This window comes from Mucilaginibacter sp. UYCu711, from assembly GCF_050433825.1.
Taxonomy (GTDB): domain Bacteria; phylum Bacteroidota; class Bacteroidia; order Sphingobacteriales; family Sphingobacteriaceae; genus Mucilaginibacter.
Genome location: NZ_JBNPWM010000003.1, coordinates 56,381 through 71,842, shown reverse-complemented (window position 1 = coordinate 71,842; position 15,462 = coordinate 56,381). Strand labels below are relative to the sequence as shown.

Sequence of the window (15,462 nt, the reverse complement as noted above, 5' to 3'; positions counted from 1 at the left end):
TTCGGCGCTAAAATAAGAGATTTTCGCGTGATTTTATTTTTTTAGGGTCAATCTTTACTGCTGCCACAATTTCAGGGATCTTATTTAATGCCGAAATAAGGTTGTCAAGGTCATTATCATCAATATAATTTTTTATCATTAAAAAATAATCTGCCTTTTTCATCTCGGGTATTAAATAGCCGTCGCTGCCTTTATTGCCAATAAAAAAGAAATCTGTTTCACTGGCTTCCCAGTTATATTCATATAAAGAGAAGTATACCGATGGTGCGCCAGGGTGTATATCAACAGCCAGGTCATCGGTTTTGACAAAATTAAAATTTAAATATTTGTTAATTAAGTAACAAATACGATAGTCTTTAAGCGAAGTTGTTACTGCGATGAGCACAAAATCCAGATCTATCTCAAATTTTAAAAATTTTCTATTCAATATATCATTACATTTGCGCCGGTAAAAATACAAATTGAAACCTTTTGATCTAAAATTTTGTTACCCTCTAAACTAAAAAGTTTTAGATTTGATATTTGATAGATTTTATTTTTCTTTGCACTGAAATTATTAATCATTAAACTATAATACTATGTCTGATATCGCTTCAAGAGTAAAAGCTATAATCGTAGAAAAATTGGGTGTTGACGAATCTGAAGTTACACCTGAGGCTAGCTTCACCAACGACCTTGGTGCTGACTCTTTAGATACCGTGGAACTAATCATGGAATTTGAAAAAGAATTTAATGTGGCTATCCCTGACGATCAGGCTGAGACTATCGGCACAGTAGGTCAAGCCGTAGCTTACCTTGAAAAAAACGTTAAATAAGCTCTCCTTAATTTAATTAAATGGGGTTTAAACGAGTTGTAGTAACCGGGCTTGGGGCACTTACTCCAATTGGCAATACCGTTCCAGAATACTGGAACTCATTGATCAACGGAGTAAGTGGCGCAGCTTTGATCAAGAGTTTTGACACAACACTGTTCAAAACAAAATTCGCGTGCGAAGTTAAAGGCTTTGACGCAGACGCTTTTTTGGGTAGAAAGGATGCGCGTAAGCTTGATCCTTTTGTACAATACGCCTTGTATAGTACCGAAGAAGCAGTAAAAGACGCAGGTGTAGATTTTTCGAAATTAGATACCAGCCGCATTGGTGTTATCTGGGGGTCAGGCATTGGTGGTTTAAAAACCTTTTTAGATGAAGTGGTTAACTTTGCCAAGGGCGATGGTTCACCACGATTTAATCCGTTCTTTATTCCAAAAATGATCGCCGATATAGCGCCGGGGCATATCTCCATTAAATATGGCTTGCGTGGTCCAAATTTCTCGACAGTTTCTGCTTGTGCATCATCAAACAACTCGCTTATCGACTCTTTTAACTATATCCGCCTGGGTAAAGCTAATATGTTTATAAGCGGTGGGTCTGAAGCTATTATTAATGAGGCCGGTATAGGCGGATTTAATGCGATGCACGCGCTGTCTGTACGTAATGACGATCCGGCAACGGCATCGCGCCCGTTTGATCTTGACCGCGACGGTTTTGTTGCAGGTGAAGGCGCAGGTACCATTATTTTAGAGGAACTTGAACACGCTAAAGCACGTGGTGCTAAAATTTATGCAGAAATGATGGGCGGCGGCATGAGTGCTGATGCTTACCATATGACTGCCCCTCACCCGGACGGCCTTGGTGCTGCACTGGTAATGCGCTCGGCGCTTGAGGACGCAGGCCTGCAGGCATCAGATATTGATTATGTAAACGTTCACGGAACATCTACTCCAATTGGTGACCCGCAGGAAATTAAGGCTATACAGGATGTTTTTGGCGAAGATATTTACCGGATAAATATCAGCTCAACCAAATCAATGACGGGCCACTTATTAGGTGCTGCCGGCGCGGTTGAAGCTATTGCATCTATATTAGCCTTAAACCATGGCATCATACCACCAACGATTAACCACTTTACCGATGATCCGACGTTTGACCCTAAAATAAACTTTACGTTTAACAAGGCTCAAAAACGCGATATAAACATTGTACAAAGTAATGGTTTTGGTTTTGGCGGCCACAATGCTTCTGTAATATTTAAAAAATACGAAGCTTAATAGTGGATGCCAGTTAGCCGGTTATATAAACTATACCTCTCTCCACACAGAAAGTACGTTAAAGTTTTAAAAAATTTGCTCGGTTTTGTACCGGGCAATTTGTCGTTATACCGGTTGGCGTTTCGCCATAAATCAGTAGCGCAAAGCGTAAAAAAAGGCGTAAAAAACAGCAACGAGCGCCTGGAGTTTTTGGGCGATGCTGTTTTGGGCAGCGTTGTTGCCGAGGTGCTTTTTAAGCTTTATCCGTATGAGGATGAGGGCTTTTTGACCGAGCTGCGCTCAAAAATTGTAAGCCGGGTTAACCTTAACCAATTGGCGCGCAAACTGGGTTTTGAAAAATTGATAGAGTATGACAACCGCGCACTGGGCCCAACCAGGCAGGGCTCATTGTTAGGCGATGCCTTTGAGGCATTGGTTGGCGCTGTTTATTTAGATAAGGGCTACGATTTTACCAGGAACTTTTTGGTTAACCATATCATCAAATCGCATATTGATATCCATACCCTTGAACAAACCGAGACCAACTTTAAAAGCAAGCTGATAGAATGGTGCCAGCGCCATAGCAAGGATATCTCTTTTGATCTGATTGATAACGGCGATGGCGAAAACACCAAGCTGTTTACCGTACAGGCCAGTGTAGACGGGCAAATAATGGGCTTGGGAAAAGAGTTCAGCAAAAAAAATGCAGAGAAGTTAGCTGCCGAAAAGGCTTGCGAAGCTTTGGGGATTTAAAACTAATTAAGCTTTTGTAATTTCAGGGTGCCCCTGTTATTCTTAAAATAGTCGTACGATCTTTGTATGTACTTGATAATATCGTAATCTGTCCAGATCCTGATATCCTCAACATTAGGTGTGAAATTGATCATGAAATCTTCCAGGTCCTCATCGGGCATATTGGTGATCTTTTTAATCAGCGGTTTGTTATAACGTTTGGCTACTTCTACACGTTCCAGCTCTTCTTTGGTATACCTCTGAAACTTGCGGGCCTGATCAGGACCCTTACCAAACAGCTCATATAATCCGGTTAACGGCGAGCTTAAAACAGAACCCACACTTGGGTTTAAAGATGAGTATTGACCCTTGCGTTTATAATCGTCCATTACATCATTAAGCATTTGTTTTTTACTCAAGTCCTTAATAGTAACCTGGTCTAAATGAATTACCGGCTGCATGTAAACAGACTGGTCTGAAAATTTTAAGACCACGATAACCTGGCTGGTATATTCGGATTTTTTGAACAGTAGCGAGTCGCCTATGGCAGCCTGGATACGAAAGCCGCCCAGTTCATCGCTCAATACTTCGGTTTTACGGTTTAAGTTGCTTATGGAGGTAAAAGCAATAGTTATAGGGGTGTTTTTTTTAAATACGACACCCTTAACAGTAAATAATTGCTGTGCAGAAGCAACTGATACTAAACAAAAACACAGCATAAGTGCTGCGCTGAAACGATAATATATAAATGACTTGATCAACAAACAAAATTACACATTGTAAACGAGGGAAAATGTAAAAAAGTGTTAATTTTTAAATTAATGCGGATATACTAAATTGTAGCTATTTTTTTAAGATATAAGTCAATTTCACTACCGGGTTGGGTAAACAGCCTAAAAAAACTATCTTTGCGCATGATAAAATCCATGACAGGATATGGAATTGCAACTTTCGACTCAGGTAACACAAAATATACGGTCGAGATCAAATCCCTGAACAGTAAGTTTCTTGAACTGTCGCTTCGCCTGCCCAAAATATTCTCTGAGAAAGAGTTCCAGTTACGTAACGATTGCAGTAAGCAGATAGAGCGGGGTAAGGTAAACCTATCGTTTAATATAGAGCAGACAAACTCGGCCCCGGTTAAAGCAGCTGGTATTGATACCGAATTGTTAAAAAACTACTACTCGCAGCTAAAAGCGGTTAGCGAGGAGGTAGGTGAACCTGCAACCAACCTGCTGCAACTGGCACTTGGCCTGCCCGAAGTAGTTAAATACGACGAGGAGACGCTATCAGAAGATGAATGGAAAATTGCCGAAAAGACCTTTAACCAGGCTATGGCGGCTTTCCAGCAGTTTAGAAGTGATGAAGGTAACACCTTAGAGCAGGATATTAAGTACCGGATAGATATCATCCTGCAAAACCTTAAACTGGTTGAGGTTGAAGAGCCTAAACGTGTACCGGTTATCCGTGAGCGCCTGAATACTTTTTTAAGTGAAGCTGCCGGCCGCGAGGGTATAGACAACAATCGTTTTGAGCAGGAACTGATCTATTATATTGATAAACTGGATATCACGGAGGAAAAAATACGTTTAAAAACCCATTGCGATTACTTTATCGAGACGTTGAAAAATGCCGATGCCAATGGAAAAAAACTTGGCTTTATATCGCAAGAGATAGGCCGCGAAATAAATACTTTAGGTTCAAAAGCCAACGATGCCAATATCCAAAAATTGGTAGTGGGGATGAAAGAGGAACTTGAAAAAATTAAAGAACAATTACTTAACGTATTATAGTTAATGGTCATTGGTCAATAGTCATTAGGCTATTTACCCAATGACCAGTGACCGATGACTAATACCCAATGGCCAAACAAGGAAAACTCGTTATATTTTCTGCACCATCTGGAGCTGGTAAAACTACTATAGTGAAGCACCTGCTTACTAAATTTCCTGAACTGGAGTTTTCTATATCAGCCACCACCAGGATGCCCCGCGGTGATGAGGAACAAGATAAAGCTTATCACTTTATAACTAAGGAAGAGTTTTTACACCGGATAGCCAAGAAGCAGTTTGTTGAGTTTGAAGAGGTTTATTCTGGTACTTTTTACGGCACCCTGCGTACCGAAATAGAACGCATCTGGAAAAAGGGTAAAACCGTAATATTTGACATCGATGTAGAGGGTGGCCTGCACCTTAAGCGTAAATATAACGGGCAGGCATTGGCCATATTTGTACAGCCGCCATCACTTGACGTTTTAAAGGAGCGTTTAACAGGCAGGGGTACAGATAGCGCCGATAAATTAAAAGAACGCTTTGCCAAAGCAGAAAAAGAATTGAATTACGCGCCGCGATTTGATATTATCCTAAAAAATCACGATCTTCAAACGGCATGCAAAGAGGCGGAAGAATTGGTGAGGAACTTTATTGTATAGTTGCTGCCGGTTAATATCTCTACACATTACTATTAACTGATAAATAATGAAAATAGGACTGCTTTTTGGTTCTTTCAATCCTATCCATATTGGGCACCTTATTATTGCCAACTATTTGGCTAACCATACAACTTTAGATAAAGTTTGGTTAGTTGTATCGCCCCAAAATCCGCTAAAAAAATATGGCGACCTGATAAACACTTATGATCGGTTAGAAATGGCCCGCCTGGCTACAGATAACGCCCAAAATATAGAAGTTAGCGATGTCGAATTAAAATTGCCACAGCCATCCTATACTATTGATACGCTTGCCCATTTAAAGGAGAAATACCCGCAGCACGAGTTTGCGTTGATTATGGGGTCTGACAACCTGGTGAGCCTGCCTAAATGGAAGAACTACAAACTGATACTGCGCGATTACCAAATCTATGTTTACCCGCGCCCGGGTTATGAAAATGCTGAGCTGGCGTCGCACCCTGCGGTAACTATTACCATGACTCCGCAGATGGAGTTATCAGCTACTTTTATCCGTAAATCTATCGCAGAGAAAAAGAACGTACAATATTTTGTACCCGATCCTGTTTTAAAATTTATTGAGAGTAAGAGTTTGTATAAGTAATTTTTTTTTATAAAAAGGAGAAGATATGCTTACTAAAGATAAAGTGCACCAGCTTATTGATCATATGCCTGAGAATGTTTCGACTGAAGATTTAATAGGCAAAATAATACTGTTGCAGAAGATCGAAATAGCGCAAAAGGAAATAGTTGACGGAGAAGGAACTGACTGGGATGATCTAAAAAAAGAAGTGGAATCGTGGTGAAAATAGTAGTCTCAAAGATTGCTAAAAATGATCTAAGAGAAATAGTTAACTATATAAAGCGTGATTCTCCAAAATATGCCACTCTTGAGCGTAAGAAAATAGAGACTGCTATTGATAAATTATAATATCAGCCATTGTTAGGAAAGGAATTGGAGGACTTAAATAACGACAGCTTTCGTGAACTAATTCTTCAAAATTACAGGATCATTTATGAAGTGTTATCTGATACACAAATTAGTATACTTACTATCCATCATAACGCCCGTTCAATAACAAATAATCCCGCTTTTACTGACGAAGATTAACCACTACCTTTGACCTGTGAGCGAAAAAACAATCCTTAAACTACAACTGCCTACCGACCCAACTTGGGTTAAGAATGTGGTAGAAAGCAATATTGAAGAATTATTGATAGACCATGCCTATTGCGAGCAGAAGGCTGCTACCAATGGCATTACGCTTATCGTTCAAAATCCAAACCTTAGCGACCTGGTGCAGCAAATGATTGCGTTGGTGCAGGAGGAAATGGATCACTTTAAACGAGTGCATGAGATTATTTTGCAGCGCGGTTATGTGTTGGGTAAAGAACGTAAGGATGATTATGTAAACGAGTTGCGTAAATTCATCATTGTCGGTGGCGGCAGAGAAGCGCAGTTGATCGACAGATTGTTATTTTCAGCCATGATAGAAGCGCGCAGTTGCGAACGCTTTAAGGTATTGTCTGAAAATATTAATGACAAACAGCTCTCAGAATTTTATCATGAATTAATGATAAGTGAGGCCACTCATTATACCATGTTTATTAACCTGGCTAAAAAGCACGCCGTTGCTATTAATGTAGATAAGCGCTGGAAAGAGTTCCTGGAGTTTGAGGCGCAGGTAGTAAAAAACTACGGTAAAGCCGAAACTATCCACGGCTAAAACAACCGGTATTGACGTTTATCGACACAAAAACTACATTCAACGATACAAATTTAGATCGCCGGCCGGCTATCTGCACCTTTAACCTGTAATTTAAACTTAAGCGATAGGATTGAGAGCGAGATAAAAGGTTATACAGTTACCTGGTTAAAGACTAATGACGGCACAGCGGGCACTCGTTACAGAAATTAGTTTCGCTGCGGTGTATTTAGTTGAGGGGCCAAAGAAACCGCGCGCCCGATTTAGTCGATAACCGGGTAGTTTAGTTGCAGATACAATCATCATACACCAACACCTTTGTGCCGATACATACGAATAACTATTAATTATATATATACACGATACCCCGATAAGGTAATCAAAAATGAGGTGTGAGTATTTTGATTTAAGCGCCCCGGTTAATCGGGGGCGCTTTTTTGTTAGCCCATGGGGTTTATGGTTTCCTGTTTCCTGAAAAGTAAATATGTTTGGGTTATATAGCTAAACGCGGCCACAAAAACAGTGTTTAACACTTTTGATGGGGTAGGATACCAACCCAGGTAATCAACAAATAATTTAAGCAGCGTATAGTTAAGGCAGATACATAAAAAAGTCACCGAAATATAGCGAAATAGCTGCACCCTGCGTCGCAAGCCCGATTCCTGGAAAACTACGTACCGGTTAAGATAGTAGCCAATCGGCAATGTGATACAAAGCCCCAGCAATAAAGCAGCAATGTGTGAGCTGATAGTTACAGCCCCGATTGATACATTATGCTTTCTGAATATTAAATGATAGCTTACCGCAAACATGCTTATATCAAGCAAAGTATTAACGCCGCCGCAAGCCAGGTATCTAAACGTTTGCAGGGAAAATAGCCTTTTAAATAGGGGATAAAAAAGATCGATTATAAACAGGATACTTTTCTTGATAAATAGATGGACATTATGCATTTTTCACTCCCACCACGTTATGTAGATAATTATCCATCATCTCAATATCAACCACATCATTTATTAACCCTATATGCATATCCGGGCGAATGATGAGCGCTTTCTTTTTACCCTCGCTACTAACCTCAAAAGTTTTAAATACCTCCGAATTTTTAGCTGATGGCGGCAGATAAAAAAAATTAAGATTTGCGGGATAGTTTTGGGTGATCCATTTAGCCAGTGTAAACAGGTCCAGCTCTTGCAGTTTGCCCAATACAATAAGCGTAAAACCGGGCTTGGCGCACCATTCGTGCAGGTCGGTTTCTTCCTGTTTCTTTTCATCAAATATTTTTAGGTAAGGCAGGCGGTCGCCGGCTTTAACTTGGTTAGCATTACTTAATTGCAAACTGATGGCACTATGACGGTACTTAATAAATATTTGTGATACCCGTTTAAAAAAGATCTCGCGGATACCATCCTTGCTCCAAACAAACTTAAGCAGTTTAGGCAATACCCACTTCTTAAACAATAAGGTTAGCCAACTGGTTGACATTACTACCTTAAACATTTTATCGGTAGTGTTAAGCAGATCCTTGGCCACCGGCATGCGCTCGGCTGCATAGGTGTCTAAAATATTTTCTTTAAGCTGATTATTTACAACGCCTGCTAATTTCCACCCCAAATTATAAGCATCCTGCAAGCCGGTATTCATACCCTGCCCCCCAACCGGCGAATGGATATGCGCCGCATCGCCAATTAAAAAAACGCTTTGCTTCCTAAAATTATCGGCCATGCGGTGATGCAGGCGGTAGGTAGTGAACCATTTAAGATTAACTACTTTAATTTCGGTTTGTGTAACCTCTTTTAAATGCGGCAGTATATCTTCAAGTTGCAGATTCTCGGTAGCTACGATGCCCGCGGGCAAGTTGCCTATCGCGCGATAGCAATGAGCCTCCGGCATCGGGAAAAAACCCGCGAATCCATTTTTTGACAGATATAAACCAACCTCTGTTTCGCTTAGCTGCTGATTGTCCAACTCCACATCCGCCAGGTAAAACTCGTTTGTATAGGTGTCACCATTAAAAGGTATTTGTAACTGTTTGCGTACCATACTGTGGGCGCCGTCGGCACCTATTAGCCAATCCGCAGTAAGGCTTACTGTTTCTGTACCCGACTGTAGCTGAACTTCTACCTGTTTGCCAACTTGTTTAACGGTGATTAGGTTTGTATCCCAATAAACCGGGCAGCAATTAATTGTTAGGAAATCAAGCAACAGCCGCTCGTTCTTGCTTTGCTGATACAGATGGATAAAGGGGAACTTGGTTAACCCTTCCCCCGTGTTGGCCATTGACAATTGGGCCAGCACTTTGCCATCATAATTAAATGCTACGCCACCAGCCTGTTTGCCACCATCGATGATACGATCTATCACACCCATTTGCCGATAGATCTCCAGCGACCTGGCTTGTACCGCCAACGCTTTTGATTCATCTGTCGGCCCTTGCTTGCTATCGATAATAATTGGCTGCACCCCATGCCGTAACAGCTGGGCGGCCATCATTAACCCCGACGGGCCGGCACCCACAATTAAAACAGAGGTATGTTGCTGCGCAATTAACACTTATACAGAACGCGATATAATAAAAATGGTTGGCTTTTTATGCAGATCGGGCACCTGGGTTTGCCATTCGGCGATGGTTTTAGTTTGCACAAACTCATCAACCGCGGTTAAATTACTGGCAATACAAAGCTTGGTTTTTGGATGTCCCGTCCGTAGTATTTCTTCTAATAAAGGGTTATTGCGGAAAGGTGTTTCGATAAAGATCTGGGTTTGATTTAAGCGGTCTGACAGACCTTCCAACTCCCTTATCCGTTTACTCCTTTCCACTTTATCAATAGGCAAATAGCCCTGGAAGGCAAAACCCTGGCCATTAAAGCCCGATGCCATCAGCGCCAGCAAAATAGAACTTGGCCCAACCAACGGAACAACTTTTATTCCACGCTTATGCGCCTCGGCAACAATCTCTGATCCCGGGTCAGCTACGCCGGGGCAACCGGCCTCGCTCATTAACCCTACATCCTTGCCAGATTGCAGGCCAATAAAATAAGGCTTGATACTTGCGCCGCGTGCATGCTTGCCGTAATCATGGATCACAAGCTCGCTTTGTGGTGTTTTAAGACCAGCTTCTTTTAAGAAACGACGCGCAGTTTTTTCATTCTCTACGATGTATTCCTTTATGTGGTTTATGGTATCAACCAGGTAAGGAGTAAAAGTTTTGGCCGCGGCCTCTTCGGCAAGCGGTACAGGTATTAAAAACAGGGTTCCGTTGGGCATATTGCAAAATTGGTCATTTTTGTTTAATTTAAGGGGCATGTAAGGGAGATAGATTTATGAAATCATTAGGCATTAACTGGTTTATTGAAGGTTCGATAGATTTTGAGTACAAAAAGTACCAGCTATTAGCCTATCTGCAGGAGATAAACCGCCATTTTGATAGAACCCGCCTGTACCCAAACTTAAGCGACCTGGTGTTTCATTACAATAATCTTGTCTGCTTTAAGCAAAATAAAACCACGCTGCAAAATGCCTTCCCGCAGCGGTTAACCAAGACTGATATCGCTGCTGTAAAACTCACCTATCAAAAAATTGTGGAAGATGACAGCACCATGCGCGAGATAGAACAGATCATTGCCTATGCGCTGCATCAAATGGACCCCGCTATACAAACCGGTAAAGAGATCTATGATTTTGTGGAGAGCTGTTTAAATATCGACCCGGTTGGCATAATGCCACTGTTGCCTTATGACGGATACTTTTCGCTGCGTAACGGTAAGGAGACTACTAATCATTTGTACGAATATCATTTCACGATTTTTGAAGATAAGGATGATCAATACCGGGGTATAAACATTCAATTGATAGATACTTACCAGCACAGCATTATCAACACACCCGAGGCGATAAAGCTGCATCTCATCAAACAAAACAAACACCTGCCTAACCCTGCTGTATATTATGTGCATAGCAATATTACTTTCCCGCTGGAGCAAACCCTATTGCCGGTAGCAAAACGATGTTTGGTTAAATACATCTCGGACGCGGCGTAGCGTTTTAATGCTTATTAGTTAAATAATAAACATATTACCAAACTAACACGTATACCGTCTAACTTATTACCTAAAACCCTAAGTAAGATGGTTTATAAATCAAAAATTGGCCCTATTGTGTGGATCCCGTTAGTTATTTTGATGGGCGGGCTATCCGTCTTTTATTTAATCAATGGTTTATGGTTAGCCTTAATAGGTAGCCTTTTAATAATTGGTTTTCTGATCCATATGATAGTTACCACTTATTACACTGTAAACGATTATATTCTTAACGTACATAGTGGTTTTTTCTATAACGTAGACATTGATATTTCAGCAATTAAATCAATAGTGGAAACTAATTCGGCATTAAGCGCCCCGGCATTATCGTCAGACAGGATTGAAATATTTTTTAATAAATACGACAGTGTTGTTATCTCGCCGCCTCATAAAATGGACTTCATTGCACACTTACAAACCATAAATAATAACATAGAAGTAAAGCTAAAAGAGAAAAAAATATCGAAATAATGGGTATAGTATTGAATATTAAATATTTTACTACCTTGCATTAATTTTAAAAACAATCAATAATGGCAACAGGAACAGTAAAATTTTTTAATGACTCTAAAGGCTTCGGTTTCATCAAATCTGAAAGCGGAGAAGAGATCTTTGTACACGTATCAGGCTTAGTAGACAAAATTCGCGAGAATGACGAAGTAGAATACGAAGTACAAAACGGCAAAAAAGGCCTTAACGCGGTAAATGTAAAATTAGCTTAAAACTATATTTATTAATCGTAAAAAAGCCTTCCATCACAATGGAAGGCTTTTTTTATTGACAAAAATTTGGCGATAAAAAACATATTTATTTAATTATCAATAATTTAACTTATATTTACCAAAAATAATTAAAATATAATGCAAACAGGAACAGTAAAATTCTTTAATCAGACCAAAGGGTTTGGTTTTATTACACCTAATGATGGTGGCAAAGAAATCTTTGTACACTCAACAGGATTGATCGACAACATTCGTGATAACGATACCGTTAGCTTTGATGTTGAAGATGGCAGAAAAGGTATCAATGCTATAAATGTAAAAGTAGCTTAACTATATATTTATCCGTCATTACAAAGCCTTCCCGCTATTTGCGGGAAGGCTTTTTTAGTTGATAAGGTTTAGATATAAGGGCTTAAATCCACAAGGCATTCTCGGTATCTGTTACGATTTTGAGTGTTTTAAGATATTTGCAGTGCATTTTTTTGGTATACATTTCATAGGTTATGCCGCCAGCCTTAAATAATTTTTTATGCGCGAACCATACCAGCGCAGAAGTGGCGTAAAAGAACCGGTTATAGCCAACAACCCGCCAGCTTTTTGAGAAATTGCTTTTGCCTTCATAGATCATGGCCAGCCTTTCTGTCTGGAAAGTAATATGATAAGCTTCATCTATCAATATATCGGTACAGATCTGTTTTAGCAGCGTACATTTGGTAGCATCTTTAAGCGCCTGGTAAAAGATCTGCGCGGTGCTTTCAACTATAATAACGGCCACCGTCCACAGCTCCATATTGGTGTTGAAGTAACGAATTTTTCTGAATAAGTTATCCCCCCAATTTTTCTTAATCCGGGGTTTGTTTATAAGGTCGAGATAAGTGCCCAAATTATTGCCGTGTTTTTGCTCCTCTTTGATAAACAGCCGCACGGCCACTAAATACTGCGGGTCGCCAACTTTTATTGCATACTTGGTTGACGCGGCAATTAGGTGCTTCCCTTCGGATGTTTCGCCCAGTTGCCAGGCTTGCAGTGATGGCAGGATGGTTGCTATTTCTTCGTCTGTTATTATGGGTTCTATGTCCCAATTCACTCTTTTTTCGGTGGCATTTGCCCTGAAATGGTTTATCCAGTATTGGCTGTTGTTCATGATGATATTTTTTAAAGGGTTATAGATTTATGGTTTAAAAAGTACTTTGTATTTCAAAGTAAATAGATAAAAAAATATAGTTTATCTTTTTGTCGACTTTATTAACTGCTCCAAAGCATCCAGGTGATTTTTAAATGCTGTTTTACCTTTGACTGTTGCTTCATAATTGGTATTTGGCTTGCGTCCCAAAAACGATTTATTAACCAGTATATATTCCTCCTTCTCCAAGCCCTTTAAATGCGATGCCAGGTTACCATCCGTAACATCCAGCAGTTCTTTAAGCGAGTTGAAGTCGTAACGATCATTAGCCACCAATACGCTCATAATTTGCAGGCGCAGGCGGTTCTCAAAAGCTTTATCTAATTTATCAAATTGTATTTTCACCTATCGTATTTTAAGTACATCACACTGCCGTAAATAATATGCAGCACGCCAAATCCTATCGCCCAAAAATACAAACCGTAACCGGGATACAAAGCACTAATTAAACCCAAAACTATTTCACACAAGCCAAGCGATTTTACCGCATTAAAAGTAAAATTACTGGCGCTAACTAACGATAAGCCATAAAATATTAATGATGCCGGTGCAACTATACCAAAATAGCCGCGTGCTATAAATATGATGATTAAAAGCCCGCCGGCAAGCAATGGAGTGGCCATGTGGAACAATAGCGCTTTACTGGTTTTGCTCCAGAAAGGTTGACTTTTTTGCTGTGCTTTGCGATATGAAAGTATGATAGCAGTTAATATTGATACAGCCAGCACTGTAATAGCTACCAGGATCAATGGAAGTAAAATAGTAGTAGTGCTATCAGCATAATCTGGGGAAGTATCAACGCCAAAGGATAGCTGATAAGGAGGTGCGTGTTGTAAGATCTTATAGGCCGCTATAGCCCCTACTAAAGCATATACGCCGGCCAATATCCCTGATAAGCCACTAAGTGATATAAACTTTGATGACCGCTCCATTAAACTGCGTATGGATGCCAGGTCGTCTTTAATATCGGTTTCTTTCATATAAAGAACTTTGTAATTCAAAGTAAACGAATATAAATGGATTGGGCAAATTTATTTTAAGAAAAAATGAATAGGAGATGGGGTTGATTAAAGCTCGCCCAATTTCATCAGCGCATAAAATAGCCCGGTACAATGTAACGACTGGGCTATTTTATTATCAGCCAGCAGTTGCTTCACTTCGGCGATGGTGTATTCTTCAACCACAATTTCTTCATGCTCGTCTAACGCTTGTTCCTGCACTTTGATGCCGCCTTTGGCCAAGTAACAATAGGTGTGGTTATTTGCTGTAGATGGATTAGCGTAAACTGTGCAGATCAATTCAATATCATCAAACTGGTAGCCGGTTTCTTCCAGCAGTTCACGGCGCATAGCTGCAGCTGGTTCTTCATCGCCATCAATAACGCCGCCGGGGATCTCTAAAGATACTATTCCCGCCGCGTGGCGATATTGGCGCACCATGATAATCTTATTTTCGGCTGTTAGCGCTACTGCGTTAACCCAGTTGGGATATTCTAAAACATAATATTGCTCAACAACGCGGCCATCGGGCATTTCGCATTTATCAGACCGTAATGTGGCCCAGGGCCCTTTATGTATATATTCTGAACTGCAGATGGTCCATTTAAGTTCATTCATTTGATTATTGAATTATAGAATTATGAGTTATTGAGTTAGGTTTTAAGGAGGAGTAGTTGTGAATTATTAATAATCAATAATTCACTCATTCAATAACTCACTAATTAAGCACTACCAGCTTCCGCCTGATCCGCCGCCGCCAAAACTTCCGCCGCCAAAACCGCCGAAACCACCGCCGCCGCCTGATCCGCCGCCACCGCCGGAGAAACCTCCCCAGCCACCGCCACCACCGCTGCTGCGCCCTAAGGCCGAACCGGCAAGCAACCACCAAAACGGACTGGCACCGCCACGGCTGCCAATTACCTGGCCGCCACCGCCACCACGGTTACGGAAAATCATTATCAGTATAAATACTACAATAATAACGATGAAGCCAACAGGGCTGCCACCGCCGTCACCTTTTTGGCGATGCGCTTTTTTCTCGGCTTTGTACTCGCCTTTAGTGTATTTGATGATATCGTCGGTACCTGCGTCAAGGCCACCGTAAAAGTCGCCCTCCTTAAAGCGCGGGTTCATATCGTTTACACGGATCTGCTGCGTAATAATGTCAGGTAATGCGCCTTCAACACCGTAGCCGGTTTGGATAGATAACTTACGGTCATCTTTAACCAGCAATACAATAATGCCGTTGTTTTTATCTTTTTGCCCAATGCCCCACGCACGCCCTAACTTTTGAGCATACTCGTTAACGTCATACTCGCCGATAGAGTGCATAATAACAACCGCAATCTGGGTTGACGACGAATCATTAAAGGCAACCAGCTTACTTTCCAGCCGTTGTTTTTCATCGGCCGATAGCGTGTTGGTATAATCAGTAACAAGTGTGGTTGATTTAGGGGGCAACTCCTGCGCAAATCCCGACAGGGTAACTGCCAACAAACCAACAAATAATATTAATTTTTTAAACATG

23 protein-coding genes are annotated in these 15,462 nt (G+C 40.8%); 13 read left to right on the top strand and 10 right to left on the bottom strand.

Features of this window, described 5'->3' with window-relative positions:
* Positions 1-7: 7 nt before the first annotated feature.
* Entirely contained in the window at positions 8-427 is a 420-nt protein-coding gene (locus ABIB50_RS07585) for an IPExxxVDY family protein (RefSeq protein WP_429378611.1), read from the bottom strand.
* A gap of 151 nt (positions 428-578) precedes the next feature.
* Between ABIB50_RS07585 and ABIB50_RS07580 the strand changes: the two genes are divergently transcribed.
* The 3 genes from ABIB50_RS07580 to rnc are packed head-to-tail and all read left to right on the top strand — an operon-like array spanning position 579 to position 2,821.
* Positions 579-815: an acyl carrier protein gene (locus ABIB50_RS07580; RefSeq protein ID WP_031266521.1), complete on the top strand. Its 237-nt coding sequence runs from the start codon at positions 579-581 to the stop codon at positions 813-815.
* Between the two features lie 20 nt (positions 816-835).
* Positions 836-2,089, top strand: a complete 1,254-nt coding sequence (gene fabF, locus ABIB50_RS07575; protein WP_429378609.1) for a beta-ketoacyl-ACP synthase II — start codon at positions 836-838, stop codon at positions 2,087-2,089.
* Between the two features lie 6 nt (positions 2,090-2,095).
* Positions 2,096-2,821 (top strand): ribonuclease III, encoded by a 726-nt coding sequence (gene rnc, locus ABIB50_RS07570; protein ID WP_429378607.1) that lies wholly within the window; start codon positions 2,096-2,098, stop codon positions 2,819-2,821.
* A gap of 2 nt (positions 2,822-2,823) precedes the next feature.
* Here the strand turns inward: rnc and ABIB50_RS07565 are convergent, their stop codons facing one another.
* Positions 2,824-3,519, bottom strand: a complete 696-nt coding sequence (locus ABIB50_RS07565; protein ID WP_429378606.1) for a hypothetical protein — start codon at positions 3,517-3,519, stop codon at positions 2,824-2,826.
* A 195-nt stretch (positions 3,520-3,714) separates the two neighbouring features.
* On the opposite strand from ABIB50_RS07565, the gene ABIB50_RS07560 reads away from it, so the two are divergent.
* From ABIB50_RS07560 to ABIB50_RS07535, 6 genes are all read left to right on the top strand, one after another.
* Entirely contained in the window at positions 3,715-4,593 is an 879-nt protein-coding gene (locus tag ABIB50_RS07560; RefSeq protein ID WP_429378604.1) for a YicC/YloC family endoribonuclease, read from the top strand.
* Positions 4,594-4,661: 68 nt separating this feature from the next.
* Positions 4,662-5,231 (top strand): guanylate kinase, encoded by a 570-nt coding sequence (gene gmk, locus ABIB50_RS07555; RefSeq protein WP_429378602.1) that lies wholly within the window; start codon positions 4,662-4,664, stop codon positions 5,229-5,231.
* A gap of 46 nt (positions 5,232-5,277) precedes the next feature.
* A complete protein-coding gene (nadD, locus tag ABIB50_RS07550; RefSeq protein WP_429378600.1) occupies positions 5,278-5,850 on the top strand; it encodes a nicotinate (nicotinamide) nucleotide adenylyltransferase in 573 nt (190 codons plus the stop codon).
* 25 nt (positions 5,851-5,875) lie between these two features.
* Positions 5,876-6,052, top strand: coding sequence for a hypothetical protein (locus ABIB50_RS07545; protein WP_429378598.1), 177 nt, complete (start codon positions 5,876-5,878; stop codon positions 6,050-6,052).
* A 134-nt stretch (positions 6,053-6,186) separates the two neighbouring features.
* The gene (locus tag ABIB50_RS07540) at positions 6,187-6,357 is read left to right on the top strand and encodes a type II toxin-antitoxin system RelE/ParE family toxin (protein ID WP_429378597.1); all 171 of its coding nucleotides are present in this window, start codon (positions 6,187-6,189) and stop codon (positions 6,355-6,357) included.
* A gap of 16 nt (positions 6,358-6,373) precedes the next feature.
* Positions 6,374-6,973, top strand: a complete 600-nt coding sequence (locus ABIB50_RS07535; protein ID WP_429378595.1) for a tRNA-(ms[2]io[6]A)-hydroxylase — start codon at positions 6,374-6,376, stop codon at positions 6,971-6,973.
* Positions 6,974-7,392: 419 nt separating this feature from the next.
* Here the strand turns inward: ABIB50_RS07535 and ABIB50_RS07530 are convergent, their stop codons facing one another.
* The 3 genes from ABIB50_RS07530 to ABIB50_RS07520 are packed head-to-tail and all read right to left on the bottom strand — an operon-like array spanning position 7,393 to position 10,219.
* A complete protein-coding gene (locus ABIB50_RS07530) occupies positions 7,393-7,905 on the bottom strand; it encodes a GtrA family protein (protein WP_429378593.1) in 513 nt (170 codons plus the stop codon).
* A complete protein-coding gene (locus tag ABIB50_RS07525) occupies positions 7,898-9,505 on the bottom strand; it encodes an FAD-dependent monooxygenase (RefSeq protein WP_429378591.1) in 1,608 nt (535 codons plus the stop codon). Before ABIB50_RS07525 ends, ABIB50_RS07530 begins: the two co-directional genes overlap by 8 nt.
* Positions 9,506-10,219, bottom strand: a complete 714-nt coding sequence (locus ABIB50_RS07520; RefSeq protein WP_429378589.1) for an SAM-dependent methyltransferase — start codon at positions 10,217-10,219, stop codon at positions 9,506-9,508.
* 56 nt (positions 10,220-10,275) lie between these two features.
* Between ABIB50_RS07520 and ABIB50_RS07515 the strand changes: the two genes are divergently transcribed.
* The 4 genes from ABIB50_RS07515 to ABIB50_RS07500 all read left to right on the top strand — a co-directional run bounded on the left by ABIB50_RS07515 (position 10,276) and on the right by ABIB50_RS07500 (position 12,083).
* The gene (locus ABIB50_RS07515) at positions 10,276-10,992 is read left to right on the top strand and encodes a hypothetical protein (RefSeq protein WP_429378587.1); all 717 of its coding nucleotides are present in this window, start codon (positions 10,276-10,278) and stop codon (positions 10,990-10,992) included.
* 87 nt (positions 10,993-11,079) lie between these two features.
* Complete coding sequence (locus ABIB50_RS07510) at positions 11,080-11,502, top strand: PH domain-containing protein (protein ID WP_429378585.1); 423 nt, start codon at positions 11,080-11,082, stop codon at positions 11,500-11,502.
* 62 nt (positions 11,503-11,564) lie between these two features.
* Positions 11,565-11,753, top strand: coding sequence for a cold-shock protein (locus ABIB50_RS07505; RefSeq protein WP_429378583.1), 189 nt, complete (start codon positions 11,565-11,567; stop codon positions 11,751-11,753).
* Positions 11,754-11,891: 138 nt separating this feature from the next.
* Entirely contained in the window at positions 11,892-12,083 is a 192-nt protein-coding gene (locus ABIB50_RS07500; RefSeq protein ID WP_429378581.1) for a cold-shock protein, read from the top strand.
* Between the two features lie 82 nt (positions 12,084-12,165).
* Here ABIB50_RS07500 and ABIB50_RS07495 read toward each other — a convergent pair whose 3' ends face one another.
* The 5 genes from ABIB50_RS07495 to ABIB50_RS07475 form a co-directional block, all read right to left on the bottom strand.
* Entirely contained in the window at positions 12,166-12,897 is a 732-nt protein-coding gene (locus ABIB50_RS07495) for a ferritin-like domain-containing protein (protein WP_429378579.1), read from the bottom strand.
* 81 nt (positions 12,898-12,978) lie between these two features.
* Positions 12,979-13,281, bottom strand: a complete 303-nt coding sequence (locus ABIB50_RS07490) for a winged helix-turn-helix domain-containing protein (protein ID WP_429378577.1) — start codon at positions 13,279-13,281, stop codon at positions 12,979-12,981.
* Entirely contained in the window at positions 13,278-13,916 is a 639-nt protein-coding gene (locus ABIB50_RS07485; protein ID WP_429378575.1) for a hypothetical protein, read from the bottom strand. The genes ABIB50_RS07490 and ABIB50_RS07485 overlap by 4 nt, the downstream gene beginning before the upstream one ends.
* Positions 13,917-14,003: 87 nt before the next feature.
* A complete protein-coding gene (locus ABIB50_RS07480) occupies positions 14,004-14,552 on the bottom strand; it encodes an NUDIX hydrolase (RefSeq protein ID WP_429378573.1) in 549 nt (182 codons plus the stop codon).
* A 111-nt stretch (positions 14,553-14,663) separates the two neighbouring features.
* Positions 14,664-15,461, bottom strand: a complete 798-nt coding sequence (locus tag ABIB50_RS07475) for a TPM domain-containing protein (protein WP_429378571.1) — start codon at positions 15,459-15,461, stop codon at positions 14,664-14,666.
* Between the last annotated feature and the right edge of the window lies 1 nt (position 15,462).

Coding starts and splice junctions, on each gene's coding strand:
- ABIB50_RS07580 (WP_031266521.1), top strand. CDS start 579: ATGTCTGATATCGCTTCAAGAGTAAAAGCTATAATCGTAGAAAAATTG.
- fabF (WP_429378609.1), top strand. CDS start 836: ATGGGGTTTAAACGAGTTGTAGTAACCGGGCTTGGGGCACTTACTCCA.
- rnc (WP_429378607.1), top strand. CDS start 2,096: ATGCCAGTTAGCCGGTTATATAAACTATACCTCTCTCCACACAGAAAG.
- ABIB50_RS07565 (WP_429378606.1), bottom strand. CDS start 3,519: ATGCTGTGTTTTTGTTTAGTATCAGTTGCTTCTGCACAGCAATTATTT.
- ABIB50_RS07560 (WP_429378604.1), top strand. CDS start 3,715: ATGATAAAATCCATGACAGGATATGGAATTGCAACTTTCGACTCAGGT.
- gmk (WP_429378602.1), top strand. CDS start 4,662: ATGGCCAAACAAGGAAAACTCGTTATATTTTCTGCACCATCTGGAGCT.
- nadD (WP_429378600.1), top strand. CDS start 5,278: ATGAAAATAGGACTGCTTTTTGGTTCTTTCAATCCTATCCATATTGGG.
- ABIB50_RS07545 (WP_429378598.1), top strand. CDS start 5,876: ATGCTTACTAAAGATAAAGTGCACCAGCTTATTGATCATATGCCTGAG.
- ABIB50_RS07530 (WP_429378593.1), bottom strand. CDS start 7,905: ATGCATAATGTCCATCTATTTATCAAGAAAAGTATCCTGTTTATAATC.
- ABIB50_RS07520 (WP_429378589.1), bottom strand. CDS start 10,219: ATGCCCAACGGAACCCTGTTTTTAATACCTGTACCGCTTGCCGAAGAG.
- ABIB50_RS07515 (WP_429378587.1), top strand. CDS start 10,276: ATGAAATCATTAGGCATTAACTGGTTTATTGAAGGTTCGATAGATTTT.
- ABIB50_RS07510 (WP_429378585.1), top strand. CDS start 11,080: ATGGTTTATAAATCAAAAATTGGCCCTATTGTGTGGATCCCGTTAGTT.
- ABIB50_RS07505 (WP_429378583.1), top strand. CDS start 11,565: ATGGCAACAGGAACAGTAAAATTTTTTAATGACTCTAAAGGCTTCGGT.
- ABIB50_RS07500 (WP_429378581.1), top strand. CDS start 11,892: ATGCAAACAGGAACAGTAAAATTCTTTAATCAGACCAAAGGGTTTGGT.
- ABIB50_RS07495 (WP_429378579.1), bottom strand. CDS start 12,897: ATGAACAACAGCCAATACTGGATAAACCATTTCAGGGCAAATGCCACC.
- ABIB50_RS07485 (WP_429378575.1), bottom strand. CDS start 13,916: ATGAAAGAAACCGATATTAAAGACGACCTGGCATCCATACGCAGTTTA.
- ABIB50_RS07480 (WP_429378573.1), bottom strand. CDS start 14,552: ATGAATGAACTTAAATGGACCATCTGCAGTTCAGAATATATACATAAA.
- ABIB50_RS07475 (WP_429378571.1), bottom strand. CDS start 15,461: ATGTTTAAAAAATTAATATTATTTGTTGGTTTGTTGGCAGTTACCCTG.